The following is a 21,454-nucleotide window of genomic DNA, read 5'->3' as shown; positions in this document are numbered from 1 at the left end:
GATGGTTGCGCTTGGGACTCCTTTCGAGTTTCGTCACCCAAAAGGATAACCCGCTACAACGCAATCATCCGTTTCTTTTTCAATGACCGAGCTTACCCACAAAATCCAGTGGGATCAGCAATTTTTATCGTGGCATGATTTGTCTGCCGTTCGATGATGTCGCGGCCACGATATTCAACCAATTGCGCGCTCAAAAAGTGCGCGTCAAAACGAATGACCTTTCCATCGCCGCCATCACGCTTTCAGTCAATGGCATTTTAGTGACTCGTAACATGGTGGATTTTGAGCGCGTTCCCGGACTCGTCATTGAAGATTGGACGAAATGATGCGCCGGGATATGCGTTTGTTGACGAACTTTTGGAAGAAGAGAGGAATGCAATGAAGAAACTCCTTTTGACCCTGACACTCACACTACTCGCCAGCACAACCGTTTGGCCGCAAACGGGCAAATTGCTGTTGCGCAACCCGACGATGAACAAGACGCAGATCGTCTTTGTTTATGCGGGTGATCTCTGGATCGTCAATCGTGACGGCGGCGAAGCGTCACGCCTGACCACGGGTGTCGGCGCGGAGTTTGATCCGCTCTTTTCGCCCGATGGAACGAAGGTCGCCTTCACCGGGCAATACGACGGCAACGTGGATGTATACCTCATCCCCGCGACCGGCGGCGTGCCGCAGCGGCTGACCTATCACCCCGATGCAGACCGCGTGGCGGGTTGGACGCCGGATGGCAAGAGCGTGCTGTTCGTATCGGGCCGCACCAGCGTATCGCGGCGCTACGAAAAGCTCTTCACGCTGGCGCTGGATGGCGGGTTGCCGCAGGAGGTTCCGTTGCCGATGGCGCACGCGGGGGCCTATTCGCCGGATGGTTCGCGGCTGGCCTACGAACCGATCCAGCGCGCCTTTGCGATGTGGAAGCGCTATCGCGGCGGCATGGCGACGCCCATCTGGATTGCCAATCTCAGCGATTCCAGCGTCGAACGCATCCCGCGCACCGATTCCAATGACTTCAACGCGATGTGGCCAGCGGGCGAGAATGCCGGCAAAGTCTATTTCCTGTCCGACCGCAATGGGCCAGTGACGTTGTTCAACTACGATTTGAAAACCAAGCGGGTCGCGCTGGCTTTGCCGAACAGCGGGCTGGACATCAAGTCTGCGGCGCTCGGCACCGGCAACGACGCCATCGTGTATGAGCAGTTCGGCGCGCTCAATATCTTCGATCTGAAATCAAACAAGTCGAAGCCGGTGAACATCACGCTCAACGGCGATCTGCCGGGTGTGCGCGCCAAGTATGAAAAGGTCGCGCCACGCATTGCCAACGCAGCGCTATCACCGACCGGTGCCCGCGCGGTGTTTGAAGCGCGCGGCGAAATCCTGACCGTGCCCGCCGAAAAAGGCGATGCCCGCAATCTGACCAATGCGCCCGCGTCCGCCGAACGCGATCCGGCCTGGTCGCCGGACGGCAAATGGATTGCCTATTTTTCGGACGAATCCGGCGAATATGAATTGCACCTGCGCGATCAAAAAGGTGGGGGCGGCGTGGGCGACATCAAAAAGATCAAACTCGAACCCACGTTTTACTACTCGCCGCGCTGGTCGCCCGACAGCAAGAAGATCGCGTTCACCGACAAACGGCTCAATCTTTGGTACGTAGACATCGAGAAAGGCCAGCCTGTCAAAGTGGATCAATCGCTGTCGGACGCGGGCAACATTGATCCCGACTGGTCGCCCGACAGCAAATGGATTGCGTATACGAAGATGATCAAATCGTGGACGCATACCGTGTTCGTCTATGCGCTGGATGACCAGAAGATTTCGCAAGTCACCGACGGCATGAGCGATGCGCTCTCGGCGCGCTTCGACAAGAGCGGCAAGTATCTTTACTTCACGGCCAGCACCGACATCGGCCCAACCAACGGCGGGCTGGATATGTCAGGTTCTCAGATCCGTTCAACGCGCAGCATCTATGCTGCGGTGTTGAAGAAGACTGACCCTTCGCCGCTCGCGCCTGAAAGCGATGAAGAGAAAGTTGCTGACGAGAAGAAAGACGAGCCGAAGCCTGCCGAGAAAAAGGATGACGCCAAACCCGCTGACAAACCGGCGGAAGGCGAAAAGAAAGCCGACGTGGCCGCGAATGGCGCTGCAAAACCGGGTGCCAAGAAAGAGCCTGATCCAGTCAAAATTGATTTCGACGGCATCGGCCAGCGCATCATTGCGTTGCCGATTCCGGCGCGCAATTACGCTGACCTCGCCGTGGGCAAAGCCAACACGCTGTTCGTCGTTGAAATGCCCACAGGCCCGCCCGCGCCAGGCCAACCGTTCGGCATGACGGTGCACAAGTTCGATCTGGAAAAGCGCAAACTCGATAAGTTCCTCGATGCCGCGCAGGGCTTCATCGTTTCGGCCAATGGCGAAAAGGTGCTCTATCGCCAGGGCCAATCCATGTTCATCACCGCTGCCGCCGCGCCGCCCAAACCGGGCGACGGGCGCATCAAGCTCGAAGACATGGAAGTCCACGTTGATCCCCAGGCCGAGTGGAATCAGATGTACAAAGAGGTCGCCCGCATCGAACGCGACTTCTTTTACGACCCCAATCTGCACGGCATGGATTTGGCCGCGACGGTCAAGAAATACGAGCCTTACCTGAGCGGCCTAGGTCATCGCAACGACTTGAACTATCTGTTCCAGGAAATGTACGGCGAGATGTCGGTCGGCCACTTGCGCGTGCAAGCGCCGGGCGATATTCCCAATCCCAGCTTCGTGCCGGGCGGCTTGCTGGGCGCGGATTACAAACTCGAAAACGGCCGCTATCGCATCGCCAAGGTTTACAACGGCGAGAACTGGAACCCGCAATTGCGCGCGCCGCTCACGCAACCGGGCATCAACGTCGTCGCGGGCGAATACCTGCTGGCCGTCAAAGGCCGCAATCTGATCGCGACAGACAACATCTACCAATGGTTCGAAGGCACGTCCGGCAAACAGGTCGTCATCAAAGTCGGCCCCAACCCCGACGGCACCGGCGCGCGTGACGTCACCGTTGTCCCCGTTGGCAGCGAAGGCGCGTTGCGCAACTACGATTGGATCGAAGCCAATCGCCGCAAGGTGACTGACCTCTCCGGCGTCAAGCTGGCTTATGTTTATCTGCCCGACACGGCGCAGGGCGGCTTTACGAATTTCAATCGTTACTACTTCGCGCAACTCGACAAAGAGGGCGCGGTGATTGACGAACGTTTCAACAGCGGCGGCAGCGCGGCTGATTACATCGTGGATCATCTCGCCAAGCCCGTGATGAGCTATTGGGCCGTGCGCGAAGGCATGGAAGCGACCACTCCGTTTGGCGTCATGCCGGGGCCGAAAGTGATGCTCGCGAATGAATACTCCGGTTCGGGCGGCGACCTGTTGCCCTGGATGTTCAAACGCAAAAAGATCGGCCCGGTCATCGGCAAACGCACTTGGGGCGGCCTGGTCGGCGTCGGCGGCTATCCCACGTTGGTGGATGGCGGTTATGTCACCGCGCCGCACTTCGGGTTTTATACGCCCGAAGGCCAATGGGAAGTCGAGAACCACGGCACCGAACCCGACGTGGACATTGACCTAGACCCCGCCGCCTGGCGCAAAGGCGTGGACGTACAGCTTGAAAAAGCTGTGCAACTGGCGCTTGAAGCGTTGAAGAAGAATCCGGTCAAACGCCCGGTGCATCCGGCGTTCCCGAATTACCATAAGCAGGCCTTGCCTGCGGCTGGGAACGGCTCGGGGAACTAGACGGAATTGCCCACGAAGCCACATGAAGAGACCGCGAAGAATCGCTGGAAACTTTCTGGCTGTTGGGTAAGGCAGTTGCAAAAGAGCATGGAGTTCAGGCTTCGGCCTGTGTTGGAAAGAACGAACACAGGCCGAAGCCTGAACTCCATGCTCTTTTGCGTAAGCCCTAAAATGGTTTCACGCGCAGGCTGGATCAGCTTTGAATCCCTTTACTTTTGCTGAATCGTTTCGAGATAGCGCGTCAGGTTATAAATCTCCAGCTTCATCAACCCTTCGCCGCCCTTGCGTCGCAGGATGCTGCCCCAGACGGGCATTTCGCGCGTGCCATGCACATCGGTCATCTGTTCGCCCGCGATGGTTTGTTCGACGCGGTAGCTGGGGAATTTGCCATCCTCCAGCGCGATGTGCGTGAGGTCGGCGGGTTGTTTTTTCAGGCTGGGCGCGACGGGGCCGTGGCCTTTGGCGTCCTGGCCGTGGCAGGACGCGCAGTATTTCATAAACAGCTTTTGCCCTTCGACAGCCGAACCGCTCTTTTTCCTGGCGGCGGGTTTGGCGCCTTGTTCGGCCAGCGCGGGGCCGGCCGTGGGCAGGGCAGAGAAGAGCAGCAGCGCCGCTCCACCAAGCAGCGCGAGGGTCAGCATTCTACGCAGCATACGATTCCTCCTTGGGTCTTCGAGAAGTTGATCGGCGATGAGCGGGCACCGCAGTGAAATCCTGCCCGTTCAGTGCAACCCAGATGCCAACAGCGTGGGGCGAGGAATTCCCCAACGTGCTTGCCTGGTAAAGGCGGGATTGGGGAAAGCTGCGCAGCAAAAGGAATGGGGTGGGGAAGTTTGTTGCGAGGAGCGGCTCGTTGTCTGTTGGAAATGGTCAAGCGATTTCTTGACTTGCAAGGGGGTTGCGCAACCTGGGTACGCACCGCTTCCAGCGTGCGGGCTTGGCGTAAGATAGATGAAGGCTGAAAGGTAGCCCTCCGGCTTGTTCTGTCGCCTACCAAGCCCGCACGCTGGAAGCGGTGCGTGGCTTTGCACAAACCGCTCAATTTGCATAAATCGAATTGGAATTGCACAAATCGGTTAGCTTGGCCCTCTTGTTTTGCATTGTGATACGGGTCAGCGATTTGTGCAGAAATTTCATTCGCACAAATCGCCCGCCTTTTTCAGGACGGTTTGTGCAAAGCCGCGGTGCGTACCCAGGTTATTGATCGGCTTTGCGTTTCAACACCACCAGCGTCAGATCGTCGTCCAGCGGACGGCCCTGCGCCCACACTTCGCTGGCCTTCAATAATCCGTCGGCGATAGCGTGCGGCGTGGCGTGGGCCAGTTGGATGAAGGCCGCTTTGGTGCGCTCGTAATCAAACATCTCATCGTCAGGATTGAAGCGTTCGGTCAGGCCATCGCTCATCAACAGCAGCACGTCGTTGGGGGCGAGCGCGATCTCGGCTTCGCGGTAGTTGTAATGGGTCATGCCGCCGAGCGGCGCGCCGCGCAACGCAAGCTCTTCGATGTCTTGGGTGCCGGCGCGGTAAATCAGGATGGGCGGCATCCCGGCCACGCTGCAATGCAGGCGTTCGCCGCGCACCTTGACCAGCGTCAGCGCCATAAACAGCGAACGCAGATTCATCTGCTTCAACGCGCGCGAGGCGTCGTGCATGGTCGTGACGACATCGGTATGCGCGGCCAGATGGTTGAAGAGGCTCTTGGTCGCCGTGACCATCGTGCCTGCTTTCAAGCCGTGGCCGGTGGCGTCGCCGATGGCGATGGTCAGCGTGCCGTCGCTGCTGAGGTGAAAGTCGTAATAATCGCCGCCGACCTCGGTGGCCGTTTGCATGAAGGCGGCGATTTCCAGGTTGGGCAATTGCGGAATCGAGCGCGGCAACATCGAGAGTTGCAACTGGCGGGCTTCTTCGAGTTCTTTGGCGCGCTGTTCATTTTCGGCTTCGAGTTCCTGGTGGCGGCGCGCATCGGCCAGCATGCGTTCGACGAGTTGCGCGTTTTCCAGCGCCAGCGAAGCCGAGGCCGCGACTGATTGCAACAGCCGTTTGTCTTCGCCGGAAAACGGCAGATCGCCCAGCCGCGCACCCAGCGCGATGACGCCGGGCATGTCGTCTTTGGTTTTGAGCGGCAACAGCAAGGCCGCTTGGGTCTCAAGCAAGGTCGCGCGTTCGGCGGCGGTCAAAACGGAGGTCTCGCTGGTGTTGTTCAGGTCGAAGGCGGTTTCGCCGCCATCCAGTTCCAGCGGCTGGCCCGTTTCATTCAGTTGCGCGAGCGTCGCGGCATAGTGGGGCAGCCTGCTGGGGTCGCTTTCTTTGTCGGCGCGGGTGGTGGTCAATTCCGCAGGTCGCGCCGCCGTGAACGGCAGCTTGCTGCCCACGGCGCAATGGACGGCGCGGCCCGTGGCGGGGCTGTATTCACAGATGTAAGCGTTGCGATATTCGCCGCTCGCTGCGTCACGCAGAAAGATCGTGACGTTGGCTGTTTGCAGCGCTGATTGCAACCGGTCAGCGACGGATTCAAGCAGGCTCGCAATGTCGGTAGTCGTGCGCAACGATTCGGCCAACTCAGTCAGGATTTGCTGTGAGTCATACGCCTGGCGGAAGAAGCGCCGGTCAATCGCGGGCGCGATGAACCGTTCGTGCAGGCGTTGGGTGATGCGCCAGAAAAAGATGGCGACGAACGCCGACACGACGCCGATGGCGCGCCCATTGGCCGGGCGCCAGAAGCGGAACAGATTTTCCAGCAGGAAGAAAAGCAGGATGCACAAGCCGCCCATCACCAACAACACCGAACCGCGCGACACCAGCAAATAACGCGCGCCGCGCCGCAACAGCAAACTGATCGGGATGACGCGGTGCCGCACGATGGCGTAAGCGAAACTGAGCGGTACCAGCGGTAACGTCAACAAGGTGGAATTTTGCAGCCACTCCCAAACCGTTTTCAGCTTTTCCTGCGTATTGGTGGCTTCCATCAACACGATCAGCAAGAGGCTGCCGAAACCGAGCAAACTGCCCGCCAGCACCACGCGCAAACGCCGCCGCGCTGCCATATCCGCCGTGCGGTAACTCAAGATTAAGCAGACGAGCGCCGCCAGCAAATAGATGTTGAGCAAGGTTATGGCGATTTGCGGCAGCTTGTATTCCATTGCCCGCTGCACCACGCCTGAGCTGAAAAAAAAGTGGTTCCATTTCACCGGCAGGCGGCCGACGCCGAAGGTTGGCAAGACGATCAAGCAGAAGGGGAGATACAACCAGCGCATCAGCTTCGGCCAACGCTCAAGCCAGGGATTGACGGCTGGGAAAACCAGAAACAGGTGTAAAAGCAACGGCACTGAACACAGCCCGGCGATACGTGCGAGTCCGACCATTAATCCGAGCAAGCCGGGTATGCTGTCTACGCTCAGGTTCCCGGAAAGCAAGCCTGAGAAGCTGCCCAGCATCAGGGCCAGCAAGCGCGCCTGCCGGTCTTCGGGTTTGAGCAAAAAGACGAACAACCCTGTCAGCCAGAACAGCGGCGGAATCAATCTGCTCCACGGAAACGACGCCGGGCGGCGTGGGATGGTGTGCAGCGTGACGGTGAGTTCCTGCCCGTCGCGCAACACCGTCATCGTGTAACGCGTCCCTGGCGGCAAGCGACTGGCGATGCTCAAGCCGCTGGGATCGGTGGCAACGCTCACGCCGTTAAAGGCAAGAATCCGGTCCCCTTGGCGCAACAATCCATAAGCTGGGCTATCAGCGTCAGTCCCAGTGATGTGGTAAACGCCATTCGTCCCCGAACCCCGCCAGCCATCGTCGCTGCCGGGGCGAACGATGTCCAAATAGAGACCCACCACGCTATATGTCAGCATCAAACCAAAGAAGGCGAGTACCACGATGAACTGAAGTTTTGGGCGTGTCATAGGCAATTTGGGAAATTACTGCTGCGGGTTAAGTGCGAAACCACTGCGCGTGGCAGCGTACTGTCAACGATTGCCGCTCACTTGGCAACAATCGCTGGAATACAACCGGCCCGCCCGCAAATCTGCATGCTCCAAAAACTGCGGCGGCTTGCGGCGCAGCGTCGCCTGCTCAAACGCATACGCCAGACTGATGAGCTTTGGCTCGCTCCACGCCCGGCCCGCGAACGAGATGCCGACGGGCAAGCCGTAAACAAACCCCGCCGGCACCGTGATGTGCGGATAACCCGCCACCGCCGACGCCGACGAAAACCCGCCCGTGAAATGATCGCCGTTGGCGTAATCCACCGTCCACGCCGGCCCGCCCGTCGGCGCAATCAGCGCGTCCAGCCGGTATTTGGTCATCACGGCGTCAATGCCTTGCGCGCCCGTCAGCAAATGATTTTTGGCGAGCGCCTTGCGGTAAGCGGGCGAATGCAAATCGCCTTTCGCCTGCGCCTTGAGCATCGTGTCCTGGCCGAAGAATTTCAGTTCGCGGTCGGCGTGCTTTTCGTTGAACGCGATGATGTCCTTGATCGTCTTGACCGGCGCATTCGGCCCCAGCGTTTTCAGGTAGGCGTTCAGATCGGCCTTGAACTCATAGAGCAGCACCTCGAATTCGGAAGCATCGAACTTGCCCGCCGTCGGGATGTCAGCCGGATCAATGATGATCGCGCCTTTCTGGCGCATCACCTCGATGGCCGCTTCCATCAGCTTGTCCACGTGCTCGTTAAAGCCGAACGACTTGCGCACCACGCCCAGCCGCGCCCCCGTCAACCCGTGCGGCGCGAGAAAGCGCGTGTAATCACGATCAGCTTTGCCCGTACTCGTGCGCGTCAACGCATCGCGCGGATCAACACCGGTCAACGCATTCAACAGCGCCGCCGCATCGGCCACTGTGCGCGCCATCGGCCCCGCCGTATCCTGGCTATGCGCAATCGGAATGATGCCCGCCCGGCTGACCAGCCCCAGCGTAGGCTTGATGCCGACCAAGCCGTTTGTGGTTGAAGGGCACACAATCGAACCGTCGGTTTCGGTGCCCACCGCCACAGCACACAGATTCGCCGCCGCCGCCGCGCCCGAACCCGAACTCGACCCGCAGGGATTGCGATCCAGCGCATACGGGTTGCGCGTTTGCCCGCCGCGTCCGCTCCAACCGCTGATGGATTTGGACGAACGGAAGTTCGCCCATTCACTCAGATTCGTCTTGCCCAGAATGACCGCGCCCGCCTTGCGCAACTGTTCGACGATGAAAGCGTCGCGCGGCGCAATCGAACCTTCCAGCGCCAGCGAACCCGCCGTCGTCATCATCCGGTCGTGCGTATCAATGTTGTCTTTGATCAGGACGGGGATGCCGTGCAGCGGGCCGCGCACTTTGCCCGCTTTGCGTTCGGCATCGAGTTGGTCGGCGATACTGAGCGCGTCGGGATTGAGTTCGATGACGGAATTGATGGCCGGGCCGTGCTTGTCCAATTCGTCAATGCGGTTCAGATAGGCTTCAACCAGCAACTGCGCCGACTGTGCGCCGCTGTTCTGGGCGTCTTGCAGTTGGTTGACGGTGGCCTCTTCGATTTGAAAGGCGGCTTCGCTGTGTGCGCGTGTATGTGGCGACAGGATGGCGAAGGCGGTTGCCTGTGCGCCGGTTTGCAGAAAACGGCGGCGTGAGCGGGTGTGGTGTTTCATGTATTTTCTGATGGAAAGCCGTATTCAGGCATTGTAAGCGCCGAGGTAGAGCAGATTGTCATAATCCACCACGGCAAGTTTGATAAGGCGCAACCAGCCGCGCCTGCCCGGCAAGTCGCGACGCTGTTCAGCCAGCCAGCGCCTCTCGCATAAATTGCTGTGCGCAGGCGTTTGGACAGCCGTTTATCCATTGGTTGGCACTCCTTTCGGCGTGGGCAGTATAAACGCGAAGGCTGATAGTGTGAACTTGCGCGGGCTACACGGCCAGGACGGGCTAGGGCTTTTGCAAAGTCAGCGAGCACGCGACGTGAAAGACACAACTCTGATTCCTGATCCCCGATTCCTGATTCCTGGTTTCGTAAAACTCTCAGCATTTTTGCCCATCAGGAATCGGGGATCGGGAATCAGTGGGCTGTGCAGATGGGCCGAATTACGACTTTACAAAAGCCCCGTAGGGCGGGCGGTGGCCCGCTGCGTCTGACCGAGCTTGGGCCGCATGCGTTCGCCCGTCGCCGTAAAACTCGCGTTCGTAATTTTCCGCCTCAGAATTCTGTCACGACGGTGACGCCCGCACCCTCGAACTTATCCATCTTCACGAGCGCTGCAATCGCCTGTTCCAACGTGATTGTCCTGCCGATGAGTTTTTCGGGCTTCAGCTTTCCGGCTTCGATCATTGCGAAGAGCGCGTCGTAACGATGGGCTTGCATGCCGTGGCTGCCGAGGATTTCCAATTCGTGCGCGATGACTTTGCTCATCGGAATGGCCGGCGTGCTGTGGTCTGCCAGCAGCAGCCCGACTTGAATGTGTTTGCCGCGTTTGCGCAGATTGCTGATGGAATTGAAACACGTCGTGGGATGTCCGAGCGCATCCAACGAAACGTGTGCGCCGCCGTTGGTAATTTCGATGACAGCTTCGGCGACATTGGCGACTTGCGCGGCATTGACAGTGGCAACTGCACCCAACGCGCTCGCCAGACTGAGCTTTTCGTCGGAAATGTCTATTGCTACGACGTTCGCGCCAATTGCGTTGGCAATCATAATCGCCGATAAACCCACGCCACCACAGCCGTGCACAGCTACCCATTGTCCGGCGGAAGTTCTGCCTTGATCTATGACCGCGCGAAAGGACGTGACAAACCGGCAACCCAGGCTCGCTGCCGCAGGAAAACTGAGTCTCTCAGGTAGGCGCACAAGATTCGTATCGGCGTGATGAATGGACACATACTCGGCAAACGATCCCCAGTGCGTGAAGCCCGGTTGAAACTGATGATCGCAAACCTGCTGATTGCCTGATGCGCATTGCGGGCAAGCGCCACAGCCACCTACGAACGGAACGGTGACGCGCTCTCCGAGCTTCCATTTGATTACGTCTTTGCCAACGGCTGCGACCACACCAGCCAATTCATGACCAGGCACGTGTGGAGGTTGAATATCCGCGTCGTGTCCGACCCAGCCATGCCAGTCGCTGCGGCAAACACCGGTCGCCATAACCTTGACGACTACGCCATGTGCTTCGGGCGTTGGATCAGGGACATTCTTAAGTTGTGGTGCTGCATTAAAGGCTTCGTAGATGACAGCTTTCATAAGTCATTTTGCCCGACGCTCAAGGAATGAAGCAGTAAGCCGCAGCACCTCTTCTTTTCTCTCACGGTGGGGTACGTGGCCGCATTGATTGAGGATTGCCAACTCCGACGGGCCATTTACGCTGCTCGTGATGCGGTGTGGAAACGCTACGGAACCATACTCATCCAAGTCGCCGTGAATCGCCAGCACAGGGCAACTCACCAGACCAAGGTATGGGTCGAGGTTCCACGACCAGAACTCAGGTGACAGCCAAACCTCTGTCCAGGCATCCAGTACCCACTGCGATTTATCGCCGTGATATTTCGTCAATCGGTTGAATTGTTCAGGCTGACTGAATTGCTCTTTGCCTGCTCGAATGGAAGACAAGGTGAGTTGTTCGACGTAGGGCTGTGCCGCTTCGGTAATAACTGCTTCGCAATGATTGCCAGAGGAAGCGGCGATCAAGAGCGCCATTGCTCCGCCTACGCTGTGACCGAAGAGCGCGAAGTCGGTGAGGCCCAACCCGCTGCGAAGCGAAGGAAAGTAAACCTCCGCTTCTTCGCTGATAAAGTTTATCGAAGGCAACTCATTGCGCGCTGATGATTGACCGAAGCCGAGGCGGTCATACGCGATGACTGGACGGCGCAAGTGGTGAGCGAGCGTTGCGGGAAAGTCTCGCCAAAGCGCTACGCAACCAAGGGAGTCATGCAGCAGAATGATCGGCGAGTGAGCGTTATGGGTTGAATTCCAACGGCGGACAAAGACACTTCCGCCGGGAACGTTTACAGATAAGTCAATTATCTCAATATTCATTTTGAATATCTGGTGCGTATAGCTTTGACGTTACCAGCGCGCTTCTATTTTGCAGCGTCATCACGTTCCTTTCGCTAACGGCATCTCTTTCACCCCGGCATAAAACACGATGAAGACAGCATCCGTATCGCCGACTATTCCACGATGCACTGTGTTGACAGGCTCAGGGATCACTTGCCCCGCAGTGAAGTGCTGCTGCTTTCCGTCTGGTTCCTCAACCGTGATTTCGCCCGAAAGCACATAAGCCGCCGTCGGCATCGGATGTTCGTGCCAGCGCAATACACCGCGCGCCGGAATAGTGATTTTGCGCACGACGAGTTCAGGCGAGCCTGCGGCGTAAGCCTGATACGGTACGTTGTTCCAGGACGAACTGGTTCGCAGCAACGTCTCAGACGTGGTGCCCGATGTCTCGGCGTCGTCTGTGTTGATTGGAAGGGAGTTCATTTTTGCGGTTCCTGAATCAGCTACTTAACGGGGCGCTGGAAGATTTCCGCCAGCGCCTGCATCCGTTTCGCATCTACAGCACTCTTGGCGCTGGAAGCGCTTTCTTTCAACGACCGCGCGAAGCTCAGAAGTTTTGCGCGTCCTCTGGTCAGCCGTGAACTCTCTGCGGTTTGAATCGCGTTTCGCACGGCAGTGATTTGGTCGGCGGGCAAGGCTTGCGAGCGTTCCAATTGATCGAGATAAGCCTTGGCGACGACTAACTTGTTAGGCCATACGATTCTTTGCTGGTTCTGCACGTTGAGTTCCGCCACGCGCACCGTTTTCGCGGCATCAATTTCATTTTGGGTCAGTAACTCGCTTGGAGTTAGTTCAAGGATGTCCAGCCCGCGCGCGATTTCCGAAGCGTAGATGTGGCCGTTGTACCAATACGCCGACCAGTCACCGCCCAGCACGAGCATCTTGGGATCAATCGGCCCACGGTCGAAATAGGCAATTTCTACCGGCTTGGCTGCGTCGGTAAAGTCCATCACCGAGATGCCGCCCTGATACCAGGCTTGCACTTTTAGATCGCGTCCGGGAACAGGGATGAGCGAGCCGTTGTGCGCCACGCAATTTTCGCTGTCGCCTTGGGCGGCGGGTAACTTGTAATAGCCCGCAAAACTCAGCTTGTTATCCTTCAAGTTGAACACGGCGTCGGCGCCCCATTTGTTCGGATCGTTGGGACGGCAACGCGCACCGAGTCCGCCGCCCCATTCATCGGTGAACACGACTTTTGACCCATCATTCGAGAACGAAGCTGAGTGCCAATAGGCATAATTCGGATCGTTGACGGCGTCCAGACGCTTCGGATGAACAGGGTCTTTGATGTCCAGCACGATGCCGTTGCCAGAGCAAGCGCCGGCGGCCAACCCAATTTCCGAGTACACGGTAATATCGTGGCACTGGTCGCTAACATTGGGCTTTTGTGAGTCGTGGGTGGGACCGCTGCTCAAAGCGTTGAGTACGCCAGTACGCGAGTCCATAAACAGGCGCGGGCTGGACACCACCTTGGCATTCTGCGGCGCGGCCAGGGGAACTTTGATGACCTCGATGCGAAACAGCGACGTGTTCGGGTTTTTATCCGGCGCCTCACCCGAACACCCGGCCAACTCTTCACTTTGCCGCACGAAGGAGGTGCCGGAGACGTAGATGTAAACGTTGTTCTTATCCTTCGGGTCTACGACCAGCGTATGCGTGTGCGAGCCGCGACAGGTTTGCACGGCGGCGATTTGTTTGGGATTCCTGATGTTGGATATGTCGAAAATCCGCACGCCACGAAACCGCTCTTTTTGCGGTGCGGGCAAGGTCGGCTTGTTCTCTTCGCCCGCTTTCGCCGGAGGTTCCGGTGCAAAGCCCTGCGCGCCGCAATCTATACGGCCATTGGGCATCTCGACCGACATAAACATCAGGTTCTTGTATACCGACACATCGCCTTGTCCGCCCGGACAAACCATAGATGTGACCAACTTGGCCTGCGCTGGATTGGAGATGTCATAGATGCTGACGCCATAAAAATTCCCTTGAAACAGGTGGTTGCGCTGGAACGCCAGGTCCGAGTTCGCAAACGCCAGTTGCGCCATCACTAACTGGAACGGCTTCGGTATCTTTGAGGTGTCAGACATGCCGAGCAAGCCCAAGGTTTTTTGCACTTTGGGATTACTAGGATCATCTGCTTCGAGTTGAAACGGGCCGGGTTTTTTCAGGAGCAGGATATGTTTCATGCCCTTCGCGATGGCTTCAGCGTCATACAAACCCGGTTTCAGTTTGGCGCGCGGATCGTTGGCATCCGAGCCGGTCATGCCAGCCGGGAGCGGCCGTGCTTGCTCAGGCGCAAACGGATTCTCTTCGGCTTTTTTCTGCTCGGCTGCCTTCGCCTGCTCCTGTGCCGGAGGCGTTTGCGCTTGCAGCTTGCCGGGAAAACATAGCCACAAAAGAAGAGAGATTACGAATAAGCGGAATGTCACGGTATATACTTGGTTCATCGTTTTTCCTTTGAAGGGGTTTTCTCCAGCATGGTTTGCATGATGCGGATTTCGGCGCGCTGGCCGCTGTCTACATCGGTTGCGAAGTTGAACAATTCAGCCTCTTGTCCCGCGCCTGCTGTGTCAAACAAATCTTTGACCATATCCAACGCGCCGCCGTGATGCTGAATCATCCCGGTCAAAAACAGACGGTCGAACTCATCGCCTTTGGCTTGCCTGAGCGCCGCCATCTGCGCGGCAGTTAGCATCCCCGGCATCAACATCATCTCTTCGTGCGACATTTTCCCGTGATGCATCTGGTGCATTTCAGTCATCGTCATCTCGATGGGCTGCCCGCGCGACACGAGCCAACGTTTCATGAACTTGATTTCGTCAGCTTGCGAGTGGCTGATGCGCGCGCCCAGCGACCGCACTTCCTCGTTCTCGGTATGCGATTCGATTAGCGCCGTCATCTCCACCGCTTGAGCGTGATGCACGATCATGCCTTGCATGAACTGCACATCCGCCTTGGCAACGGGCGGCAACTTGGCTTTTGTCGTTGCGGGAAGCGCCCGCGTGGGTTTCCCCGGCGCTCCCGGTTGCACCACGACCGGTTTTGCCGGCGCAGGCTGCTGTGCGCAGACGCGCATCGGTGCCAACTCTGAGAGAGAACGCGCCAGAGCAAGCACGCATAAACATGCTGCGACGCTTACTGCAACTCGCATCTTCCAAGTGCGCCTCAACCAGAGAGGCCTCACGTGCCGTATGTGTCTATTCATTGTCGGTCTCACCTGATCAAATTATTTGCAGATCGCCCCGGCGCCAATGGGGGATGTCTTTTCGCAAAGATCAAAGCCCTGCTTTGTCATCGGCGGCCTGCGGAGAATGGAAAAGCTAGTCTGCTCAAAAACGATGAGATCATATACCGCAAGGAAATCGCCCGAAAGCCGGACGCTGCGGAGTCGAACAAAATTAGTTCGGAACGCGCCCCTTTACCGCGTTAGCCCAGGCGCTATAGGTGATGCGGCCTGCGACATCTGCCGACAGGCGCGTCCGCATCCGCCCTTTGAGCAGAGCAAGGTCTTCGGCGGTCAGCGCCGCGAGGGTTGGACTAACGCTCGGCCCGCCGAGGATGGTCGTCCAATAGTCGTCAAAATCGGCGAAGGTTCGTTGCACGGTGATTTGCCGCGTCTCGACGACCGCCAGCCCTGCGCCAGTCCACAAGTCCTGCAATGCATCTATTTTTGACGCGTCAGGGTTTGGCGGTGCTAGCACGGCCAGGCCCATTTCGCGCATCTCAGATTGCAGCGCCTCATAAGGAACCCCCCCGCCCGGCATGTCCCACGCATAAGCTGTGACGAGACCGCCCGGGCCAACCACGCGCGCCATTTCGGCCACGCCCTGGGCCGGGTCGGGAACGAAGAAAATCACCAGCGGCATGACGGCCACGTCAAACGTGTCAGCGGGGAAAGGCTGTGCCATGGCATCGCCCCGACGAAACTGGGCGATGCGCGACGCAGGTCGTGTGCGCGCATAGGCAAGCTGTTCCTCAGACGGGTCTATGCCTTGGACTGAGGCTGGCGCGCACCGCTCGACCAGCATTTCGGTAAAGGCGCCATTGCCGCAGCCAACGTCGAGCCAGCGCAAATCTTCTTTAGGGGCAAGCCAGTCGAGGAAAACCTCGCCTGCAAGCTGGCTCCACTTCCCCATATATCGTTCGTAGGCCGCCCCGTTATCGAAGCAGATTTGGTCAGTCGCCATTATTGTTTCCTCCGGTTAAACGGTTTGCGCAAAGTGATGCCTCTCGATGAGCGGTGCCTACATTGATCATCAACATCCGATGTTGATGATCAATGTAGGCACATACCGGTCAGAGGCACAGTGTTTCCGGCAACGATCGCATGAATTCGCGGACGGATGCGATCTGGCTGTTCTCCGAAATGAACTCGAAATCAGAAGCGTTGACAGAGAGCGTGCGCGAGTCTCGTGACGCGCCGACAACTGCGTGCAGCGTCGGGCATTCGTCAATCAGCGTAAGCAGTGCGGCCCACGCCGACGTATCCAGAATCGCGAGCACCTCCAGCGCGTCCCGGGCGTGCCAGGGCGCACCGGCCTGCCAATGTTTCGCCAGCTTGATGCGAAGCACATCCAAGTCCCTTTGAATCTCGCGATCGTCGCACCGCATGCGTTTCAGGACTTCGATCAGTTGGTTCGCCGCGTACATGCCGACGTTGTCATGAAGAATCTTCCATCCGACCTGAAACACGCTAATCAGGTCATGAGCGACGAGGAAGGAGGTGGGCAGCGCTGTCGAGTTTGCCGGGAGCCAGTGAGGGGGCCAGTTTTCCAAGCCAAGGTTGCAGGTCGCGAGGGCAGCGTCCGACGCCTCTTGCGCCGTAAAAGGCCGTGCCTGAATGGAACATCCGGCCATCAACACATTCGCCAGATAAGCGAGTTCTTCTTGTCTGGCCAAATAGGCGGAATAGTTTTGGTTGAGCGCAAATTCCAGCCGTGCTTTGATCTCATTGAGACGTGGCAAGTGCTCTACTGCTCCGGCGAGCAAGGCGCGCAGTGGCTGTGGAATGACTCCCGCATCAAGAAGTAACTCGTAGATTGCGGCGACCGACTCGGCGGATTGCTCCGGCGCAGGCTCCGATCTCTTCGCCAAAAGTCCCGCTGGGCTTGAGGCGCTGTTGGTATCAGTCGTTGGCGTCTCGTTGATGGCTCGGAAATAGGCACGCGCGAGCGGGTTGGCCGTTGGCTTGGCGGCGGCATCAAGACGAAGCTCCCGTGCCATCTGAAGAAACGCGCGTGCCTGCCCGGGCGTCACATATCCCTGCTTCTCCCGGCGACCTTCACGACCGCCCGCCAGATCGAACATCACCTGCTCCCCAGCGGCGAGCAAGTCATCCAGCCCATCGTCCTCGAAGCCAGTGTTTGAGAGCCTGATGCAGCCGTGCAGCACTTGATTGAAATAGCCAGGATGCGTTTCGCCGAGCGCCATCAGCACCTCGACAATTGCCTCCCAGGAATCAGCGCGCTTGGCCAAGAGCAAATAGCCACCGGCTTCGAAGGAGAGTCCATTATCAAAAGCGCTAATCGCATCCGCGTAGAAAGTGATCAGTTCTCCCTCCAGCGTCTCATAGGGCGTAACCGCCGCACGGTCGTAGACGAGCGCGTGCTGTGCAAGCCCGGAGATCACAAGTTCTGCGTCCATCGCCGCCAGCTTCTGTGCCGTCACCTCAGCGCCGTTTTCCAACAGGACCTCGATCCACACGCCGAAACGTTCGGCATCAAACTGCTCGTCCTGCCCAGGCTGGTTGGCGCGCCACAAGTCGTGATCAAAGACACGCGCCAACTGTTCGGGTGTGGTCAGCGCCACGAGTTCGCCGCAATCTTCAAGTCCACAATGCTGAATGACCCGGTGCAGCACTTCAGGCTGCAATTGCGGGACAACCTGCGCCAGGTGTGGCGTGTCCAGAATGCGAGCAAGCAGATTGCGCCCGTCTGGCGCATCACGGCGCACGGGCAGGTCGCCTGACCGATTCGCATTGTCAGGATGTGCGGTTTGTGATTGCAAGGCGTTCCCAAGACTGTTCATGCGAGTTTCTCCTTTGTGTTGAGATAAACCGGATGGAACGCTTGCCCGAAGGCGTTGCGGCCCATCGAATCGTCTTTACGTTGAGAACTCTCTCGGTGTGGAGAGTGCGACTTCTTCGGCTCTGAAGTTAGAGCCGCGACATCATCTACATTGGGAAAAGTCAGGCAAGTTTTTGAGGGTGTTTTTTGGGGGCCGAAAACATGCAATCCGAGCAAGACTTTGCTAGTATAAGAGTGTCAGAGAGGGTTGATCTCGCGAATTCAAATTCGCTTCTCTTCCAAAGCCATGCATAAGTAATCCGAATTCAACTAAAAACGCAAAGGAACAATCCCATGCAACAACCCCGTTACACTGCCGCTTTCGCACCTGCGTCAGGCAATGTCTCCTTTTTACTTTGTGCTGTGCTCGTCTTCTCTTGTGCCGCCATTTCCCACGCCCAGAATGCCGAAAAAGCGCCGCCCGTCATTGATGTCCACGTCCATGCGATGGATGGCAACTTTCCCGGCGCACAGCCCATGTGTCCGAACACGCCGCAGTTCCTTGCGTCTGATCCAAAGGAGAAAGAAGAGCGCTCCGGCTGGGTGAAAACGGCATGTACACCCGCGCTCTATCCGTCCGCGCCGGGCGAATACATGAAAGATGTACTGGCAGAAATGGAACGTCTGAACGTCACGGCAGTGGTGATGGGCGATCCCAAGAGCGTACAGAAATGGAAAGAAGCCGCGCCCAGTCGCGTCATCACCGGTACGGGCATTGACAATCAAGCGACCGCCGACAAACGCGCTACGCTCGAAGAGTTGCGCAAGCTCTTTACCACAAGCGGATTCAAGGTCATGGGCGAAATCGGCTTGCAGTATCAAGGGGTGTCGCCCAGCGATATGAGCGTGGATAAATACTTTGCGCTGGCCGAAGAGCTTGATGTTCCGGTCGCCATTCATATGGGCACCGGCGGTTCCGGTCGCGCGAACATCACCTCGCCGAACTTTCGCGGTTCGAAGGGCGACCCGTTGCTGCTGGAAGAATTGCTCGCGCGCCATCCCAAGCTGCGGGTTCAGGTGATGCACGCGGGCTATCCGCTGATTGACAACATGCTCACGTTGTTACAGGCCAATTCGCACGTTTACGTTGACGTCGCCGGGCTGATCTGGAGCTACCCTATCAAGGAAGTGAATCGTTACATTGAGCGACTGGTAGACGCCGGATTCGGAGACCGCGTGATGTTCGGAACGGATCAAATGATTTGGCCGAAGCTCATGGCTTATTCGATTAGCATTATTCAGAACGCCGATTACCTGACCCCGCAGCAAAAACGCGACATCCTGTACAACAATGCCGCGCGGTTTCTGCGACTCGAAACGAAATCCGCGAATTAACAAGGCTGGGTGCCTTATATTTAATCTGTGAGTCGTGGTCTTGAAAAAGCGTTTACGCAAAGCTAAAGCCCTGCTTCGTCATCGGCAGCGTGCGAATGCGCTCGCCTGTTGCTGAGAACACCGCGTTCGCAATCGCGGGCAGAATCGGCGGCAAGGCGGGTTCGCCCAAGCCCGTCGGCGAATTGTTGGTTTTCAGGAAATGGACTTCGGTGGGTGGCGTCTGCGACATCTTCACTAGCGGGTGCTCGTGATAGTTCGATTGCACGACGCGCCCGTCTTTCAACGAAATTTCCTGCAACATCTCGCTCATGCCGTCCACGATTGCGCCTTGCGTCAGGTTTTCAGATGCGCCGGGATTGATGACGTGGCTGCCGATGTCTCCGGCAACCCACACCTTGTTCACTTTAATTTTCTTGTTCGCCGACACGGTGACTTCGGCGACTTCGGCGAAATAGCCGCGGTGGCTGTAATGGAAGCCGATGCCCATGGCCGTGCCTTTGGGCAGATTGCGGTTGCCCCAGCCGGATTTTTCAGCGACGAGCTTCACGACATCAATCATGCGTTGGGCCTTCATCACACCTTGCGTTCCGGCGGGCGGTGCGTTGCTCAATAACCCCAAGCGAAACTGTACCGGGTCTTTGCCAGCAGCCTGCGCCAGTTCGTCAAGGAACGATTGGTACACCCAGGAATAGACGTTGGAGCGCGGCGCGCGCAACGCGCCGGTCTTGAGGCCGAGCGGCATCACGGTCGCCTGCATCAGGAAGTTCGGCACAAAGCGGGAAGGGAATTCGTTGCCGTCTACCTGACCGGAATGCGTGAAGGTTTCGCCTTCGCCATAACCGACGAAATGATTGTGCCAGGCGACAAGTTTGCCTGTGTTGTCTACGGCAGCTTTCAGGTATTGGAACCCGCCGGAACGATAGTAATCGTGTTGCATATCGTCTTCGCGCGTCCACAACACTTTGACCGGCGCACCAACAGTTTTAGAAATCCAGGCGGCTTCGCACATGTAATCGTTGTACAACCGGCGTCCGAATCCGCCGCCGCCACGAATCATGTGGATCGTGATGTCTTTTTCGGGCAGACCGAGCAAGCGCGAAACAATGGTTTTTCCGATTTGTGGCGTCTGGCTGGTTGACCAGATTTCGAGCTTGCCGTCCTTGAAATGCGCTGTGCAGTTTTGCGGCTCTAACGGAGCGTGTGCGATGAAGGGAAAGACGTAGGCGCTCTCGACCACTTTGACATTGCTGCTTTTGAAAACCGCTTCGACATCACCGTCTTGGCGCAGCGTGCGCGCCCCAGATTGTGTTTGATTTTGGTTGGAAAGCTCGTCGGCTTTTTTGGCAATGTCCACGCTATTGAGCGTTCCCCATTTGCCTTCGTCCCATTTCACTTCCAGTTTTTCACGCGCCGAATTTGCCGCCCACCAACTGTCCGCGACGATGGCAACACCAGCTTCCAGCCCTGTATCGTCATTCAGGTAATTGGGGAAATTGCTTGTGTTCGGTTTGCCTTCGACGATGAAAGCATGCTTGACGCCTTTCATTGCTTTGATGGCGTCGAGATTCGCGCTGACCGCTTTGCCGCCGAAGACAGGTGTCTTTTGAAACACGGCATACAGCATCCCCGGCACTGTCACATCAATGCCAAAAATCGGTTTGCCGGTCACGATGTCTTTGTTCTCTACGTCATGTGTCGTCGTACCGATGATTTTGTAATCCTTCGGGTCTTTGAGCTTGAGCGATTTGAAATCCGGCACAGGCAGCGTGGCGGCTTTGGCGGCAAGCTCGCCATAACCCAAGGAACGATTGGATGCCTTGTGAATCACGCGACCGGATGCGGTCGAGCATTCGGATGCGGCCACGCCCCACGTTTGCGCTGCCGCAGCGAGCAGCATTTGCCGCGCCGCGCCGCCGACCTGCCGCATCGGCTCCCAGTTGTTCGGCGTAGCGGTGCTGCCGCCTGTGAACTGAATGCCGTATTTGTTATCCGCATCAGGGCGTACCAGTTTGACAGCCTTCCAGTCCACATCCAGTTCATCGGCAATCAACATCGGCAACATATTCAGCGAGTGTTGCCCGGTCTCAGGATTTCTCGCCGTAATCGTGACCACGCCGTTCGCCGCAATGCTGATGAAATCCGCCGGAAGCAGCGCATTTTCCGCCGTAAGTTTAGCCTGTCCGAGCGCCGCCGCCTTTGGATACAGGCCGAGTAGAAAGCCTCCGCCCGCCAGCGCAGTCACTTCGAGAAAAGAGCGGCGATTGATTTTTGCCATGGTCATAAGTT

General features: G+C 57.7%; 14 protein-coding genes. 3 read left to right on the top strand and 11 right to left on the bottom strand.

Annotated features, from left to right (window positions below; translation table 11 throughout):
• The first annotated feature begins 134 nt into the window (after positions 1 to 134).
• Both HY011_16090 and HY011_16085 read left to right on the top strand, forming a co-directional pair.
• The gene (locus tag HY011_16090) at positions 135 to 326 is read left to right on the top strand and encodes a type II toxin-antitoxin system VapC family toxin (GenBank protein ID MBI3424454.1); all 192 of its coding nucleotides are present in this window, start codon (positions 135 to 137) and stop codon (positions 324 to 326) included.
• A gap of 52 nt (positions 327 to 378) precedes the next feature.
• On the top strand, positions 379 to 3,762 hold the full coding sequence (locus HY011_16085) for a PD40 domain-containing protein (protein ID MBI3424453.1): 3,384 nt from the start codon (positions 379 to 381) through the stop codon (positions 3,760 to 3,762).
• A gap of 209 nt (positions 3,763 to 3,971) precedes the next feature.
• Here HY011_16085 and HY011_16080 read toward each other — a convergent pair whose 3' ends face one another.
• From HY011_16080 to HY011_16035, 10 genes are all read right to left on the bottom strand, one after another.
• Positions 3,972 to 4,415: a c-type cytochrome gene (locus HY011_16080; GenBank protein MBI3424452.1), complete on the bottom strand. Its 444-nt coding sequence runs from the start codon at positions 4,413 to 4,415 to the stop codon at positions 3,972 to 3,974.
• A 544-nt stretch (positions 4,416 to 4,959) separates the two neighbouring features.
• Entirely contained in the window at positions 4,960 to 7,656 is a 2,697-nt protein-coding gene (locus tag HY011_16075; GenBank protein ID MBI3424451.1) for a SpoIIE family protein phosphatase, read from the bottom strand.
• Between the two features lie 63 nt (positions 7,657 to 7,719).
• Positions 7,720 to 9,375: an amidase gene (locus HY011_16070; GenBank protein ID MBI3424450.1), complete on the bottom strand. Its 1,656-nt coding sequence runs from the start codon at positions 9,373 to 9,375 to the stop codon at positions 7,720 to 7,722.
• A gap of 542 nt (positions 9,376 to 9,917) precedes the next feature.
• On the bottom strand, positions 9,918 to 10,958 hold the full coding sequence (locus HY011_16065) for a zinc-dependent alcohol dehydrogenase family protein (GenBank protein ID MBI3424449.1): 1,041 nt from the start codon (positions 10,956 to 10,958) through the stop codon (positions 9,918 to 9,920).
• A gap of 3 nt (positions 10,959 to 10,961) precedes the next feature.
• Positions 10,962 to 11,750, bottom strand: coding sequence for an alpha/beta hydrolase (locus HY011_16060; protein ID MBI3424448.1), 789 nt, complete (start codon positions 11,748 to 11,750; stop codon positions 10,962 to 10,964).
• Between the two features lie 60 nt (positions 11,751 to 11,810).
• Positions 11,811 to 12,194: a cupin domain-containing protein gene (locus HY011_16055; GenBank protein MBI3424447.1), complete on the bottom strand. Its 384-nt coding sequence runs from the start codon at positions 12,192 to 12,194 to the stop codon at positions 11,811 to 11,813.
• A 20-nt stretch (positions 12,195 to 12,214) separates the two neighbouring features.
• Positions 12,215 to 14,215 (bottom strand): hypothetical protein, encoded by a 2,001-nt coding sequence (locus HY011_16050; protein MBI3424446.1) that lies wholly within the window; start codon positions 14,213 to 14,215, stop codon positions 12,215 to 12,217.
• Positions 14,212 to 14,844 (bottom strand): DUF305 domain-containing protein, encoded by a 633-nt coding sequence (locus HY011_16045; GenBank protein ID MBI3424445.1) that lies wholly within the window; start codon positions 14,842 to 14,844, stop codon positions 14,212 to 14,214. Before HY011_16045 ends, HY011_16050 begins: the two co-directional genes overlap by 4 nt.
• A gap of 322 nt (positions 14,845 to 15,166) precedes the next feature.
• Positions 15,167 to 15,955 (bottom strand): class I SAM-dependent methyltransferase, encoded by a 789-nt coding sequence (locus HY011_16040; protein ID MBI3424444.1) that lies wholly within the window; start codon positions 15,953 to 15,955, stop codon positions 15,167 to 15,169.
• A gap of 109 nt (positions 15,956 to 16,064) precedes the next feature.
• A complete protein-coding gene (locus HY011_16035; protein ID MBI3424443.1) occupies positions 16,065 to 17,795 on the bottom strand; it encodes a hypothetical protein in 1,731 nt (576 codons plus the stop codon).
• A gap of 332 nt (positions 17,796 to 18,127) precedes the next feature.
• Here HY011_16035 and HY011_16030 point away from each other — a divergent pair, with 332 nt between their 5' ends.
• Positions 18,128 to 19,168, top strand: a complete 1,041-nt coding sequence (locus HY011_16030; protein MBI3424442.1) for an amidohydrolase — start codon at positions 18,128 to 18,130, stop codon at positions 19,166 to 19,168.
• 52 nt (positions 19,169 to 19,220) lie between these two features.
• Here HY011_16030 and HY011_16025 read toward each other — a convergent pair whose 3' ends face one another.
• Positions 19,221 to 21,449, bottom strand: coding sequence for a xanthine dehydrogenase family protein molybdopterin-binding subunit (locus tag HY011_16025; GenBank protein MBI3424441.1), 2,229 nt, complete (start codon positions 21,447 to 21,449; stop codon positions 19,221 to 19,223).
• Positions 21,450 to 21,454 lie beyond the last annotated feature (5 nt).

The organism is Acidobacteriota bacterium, from assembly GCA_016196035.1.
GTDB lineage: Bacteria > Acidobacteriota > Blastocatellia > RBC074 > RBC074 > JACPYM01.
Note: the sequence above shows the minus strand (reverse complement) of the source record. Positions and strands in the feature narration are given on the sequence as shown.

What these genes read in the sequence shown, in the direction of transcription:
- HY011_16090 (MBI3424454.1), top strand. Translation starts at nt 135, where the DNA reads ATGATTTGTCTGCCGTTCGATGATGTCGCGGCCACGATATTCAACCAA.
- HY011_16085 (MBI3424453.1), top strand. Translation starts at nt 379, where the DNA reads ATGAAGAAACTCCTTTTGACCCTGACACTCACACTACTCGCCAGCACA.
- HY011_16080 (MBI3424452.1), bottom strand. Translation starts at nt 4,415, where the DNA reads ATGCTGCGTAGAATGCTGACCCTCGCGCTGCTTGGTGGAGCGGCGCTG.
- HY011_16075 (MBI3424451.1), bottom strand. Translation starts at nt 7,656, where the DNA reads ATGACACGCCCAAAACTTCAGTTCATCGTGGTACTCGCCTTCTTTGGT.
- HY011_16070 (MBI3424450.1), bottom strand. Translation starts at nt 9,375, where the DNA reads ATGAAACACCACACCCGCTCACGCCGCCGTTTTCTGCAAACCGGCGCA.
- HY011_16065 (MBI3424449.1), bottom strand. Translation starts at nt 10,958, where the DNA reads ATGAAAGCTGTCATCTACGAAGCCTTTAATGCAGCACCACAACTTAAG.
- HY011_16060 (MBI3424448.1), bottom strand. Translation starts at nt 11,750, where the DNA reads ATGAATATTGAGATAATTGACTTATCTGTAAACGTTCCCGGCGGAAGT.
- HY011_16055 (MBI3424447.1), bottom strand. Translation starts at nt 12,194, where the DNA reads ATGAACTCCCTTCCAATCAACACAGACGACGCCGAGACATCGGGCACC.
- HY011_16050 (MBI3424446.1), bottom strand. Translation starts at nt 14,215, where the DNA reads ATGAACCAAGTATATACCGTGACATTCCGCTTATTCGTAATCTCTCTT.
- HY011_16045 (MBI3424445.1), bottom strand. Translation starts at nt 14,844, where the DNA reads ATGCGCGTCTGCGCACAGCAGCCTGCGCCGGCAAAACCGGTCGTGGTG.
- HY011_16040 (MBI3424444.1), bottom strand. Translation starts at nt 15,955, where the DNA reads ATGGCGACTGACCAAATCTGCTTCGATAACGGGGCGGCCTACGAACGA.
- HY011_16035 (MBI3424443.1), bottom strand. Translation starts at nt 17,795, where the DNA reads ATGAACAGTCTTGGGAACGCCTTGCAATCACAAACCGCACATCCTGAC.
- HY011_16030 (MBI3424442.1), top strand. Translation starts at nt 18,128, where the DNA reads ATGCAACAACCCCGTTACACTGCCGCTTTCGCACCTGCGTCAGGCAAT.
- HY011_16025 (MBI3424441.1), bottom strand. Translation starts at nt 21,449, where the DNA reads ATGACCATGGCAAAAATCAATCGCCGCTCTTTTCTCGAAGTGACTGCG.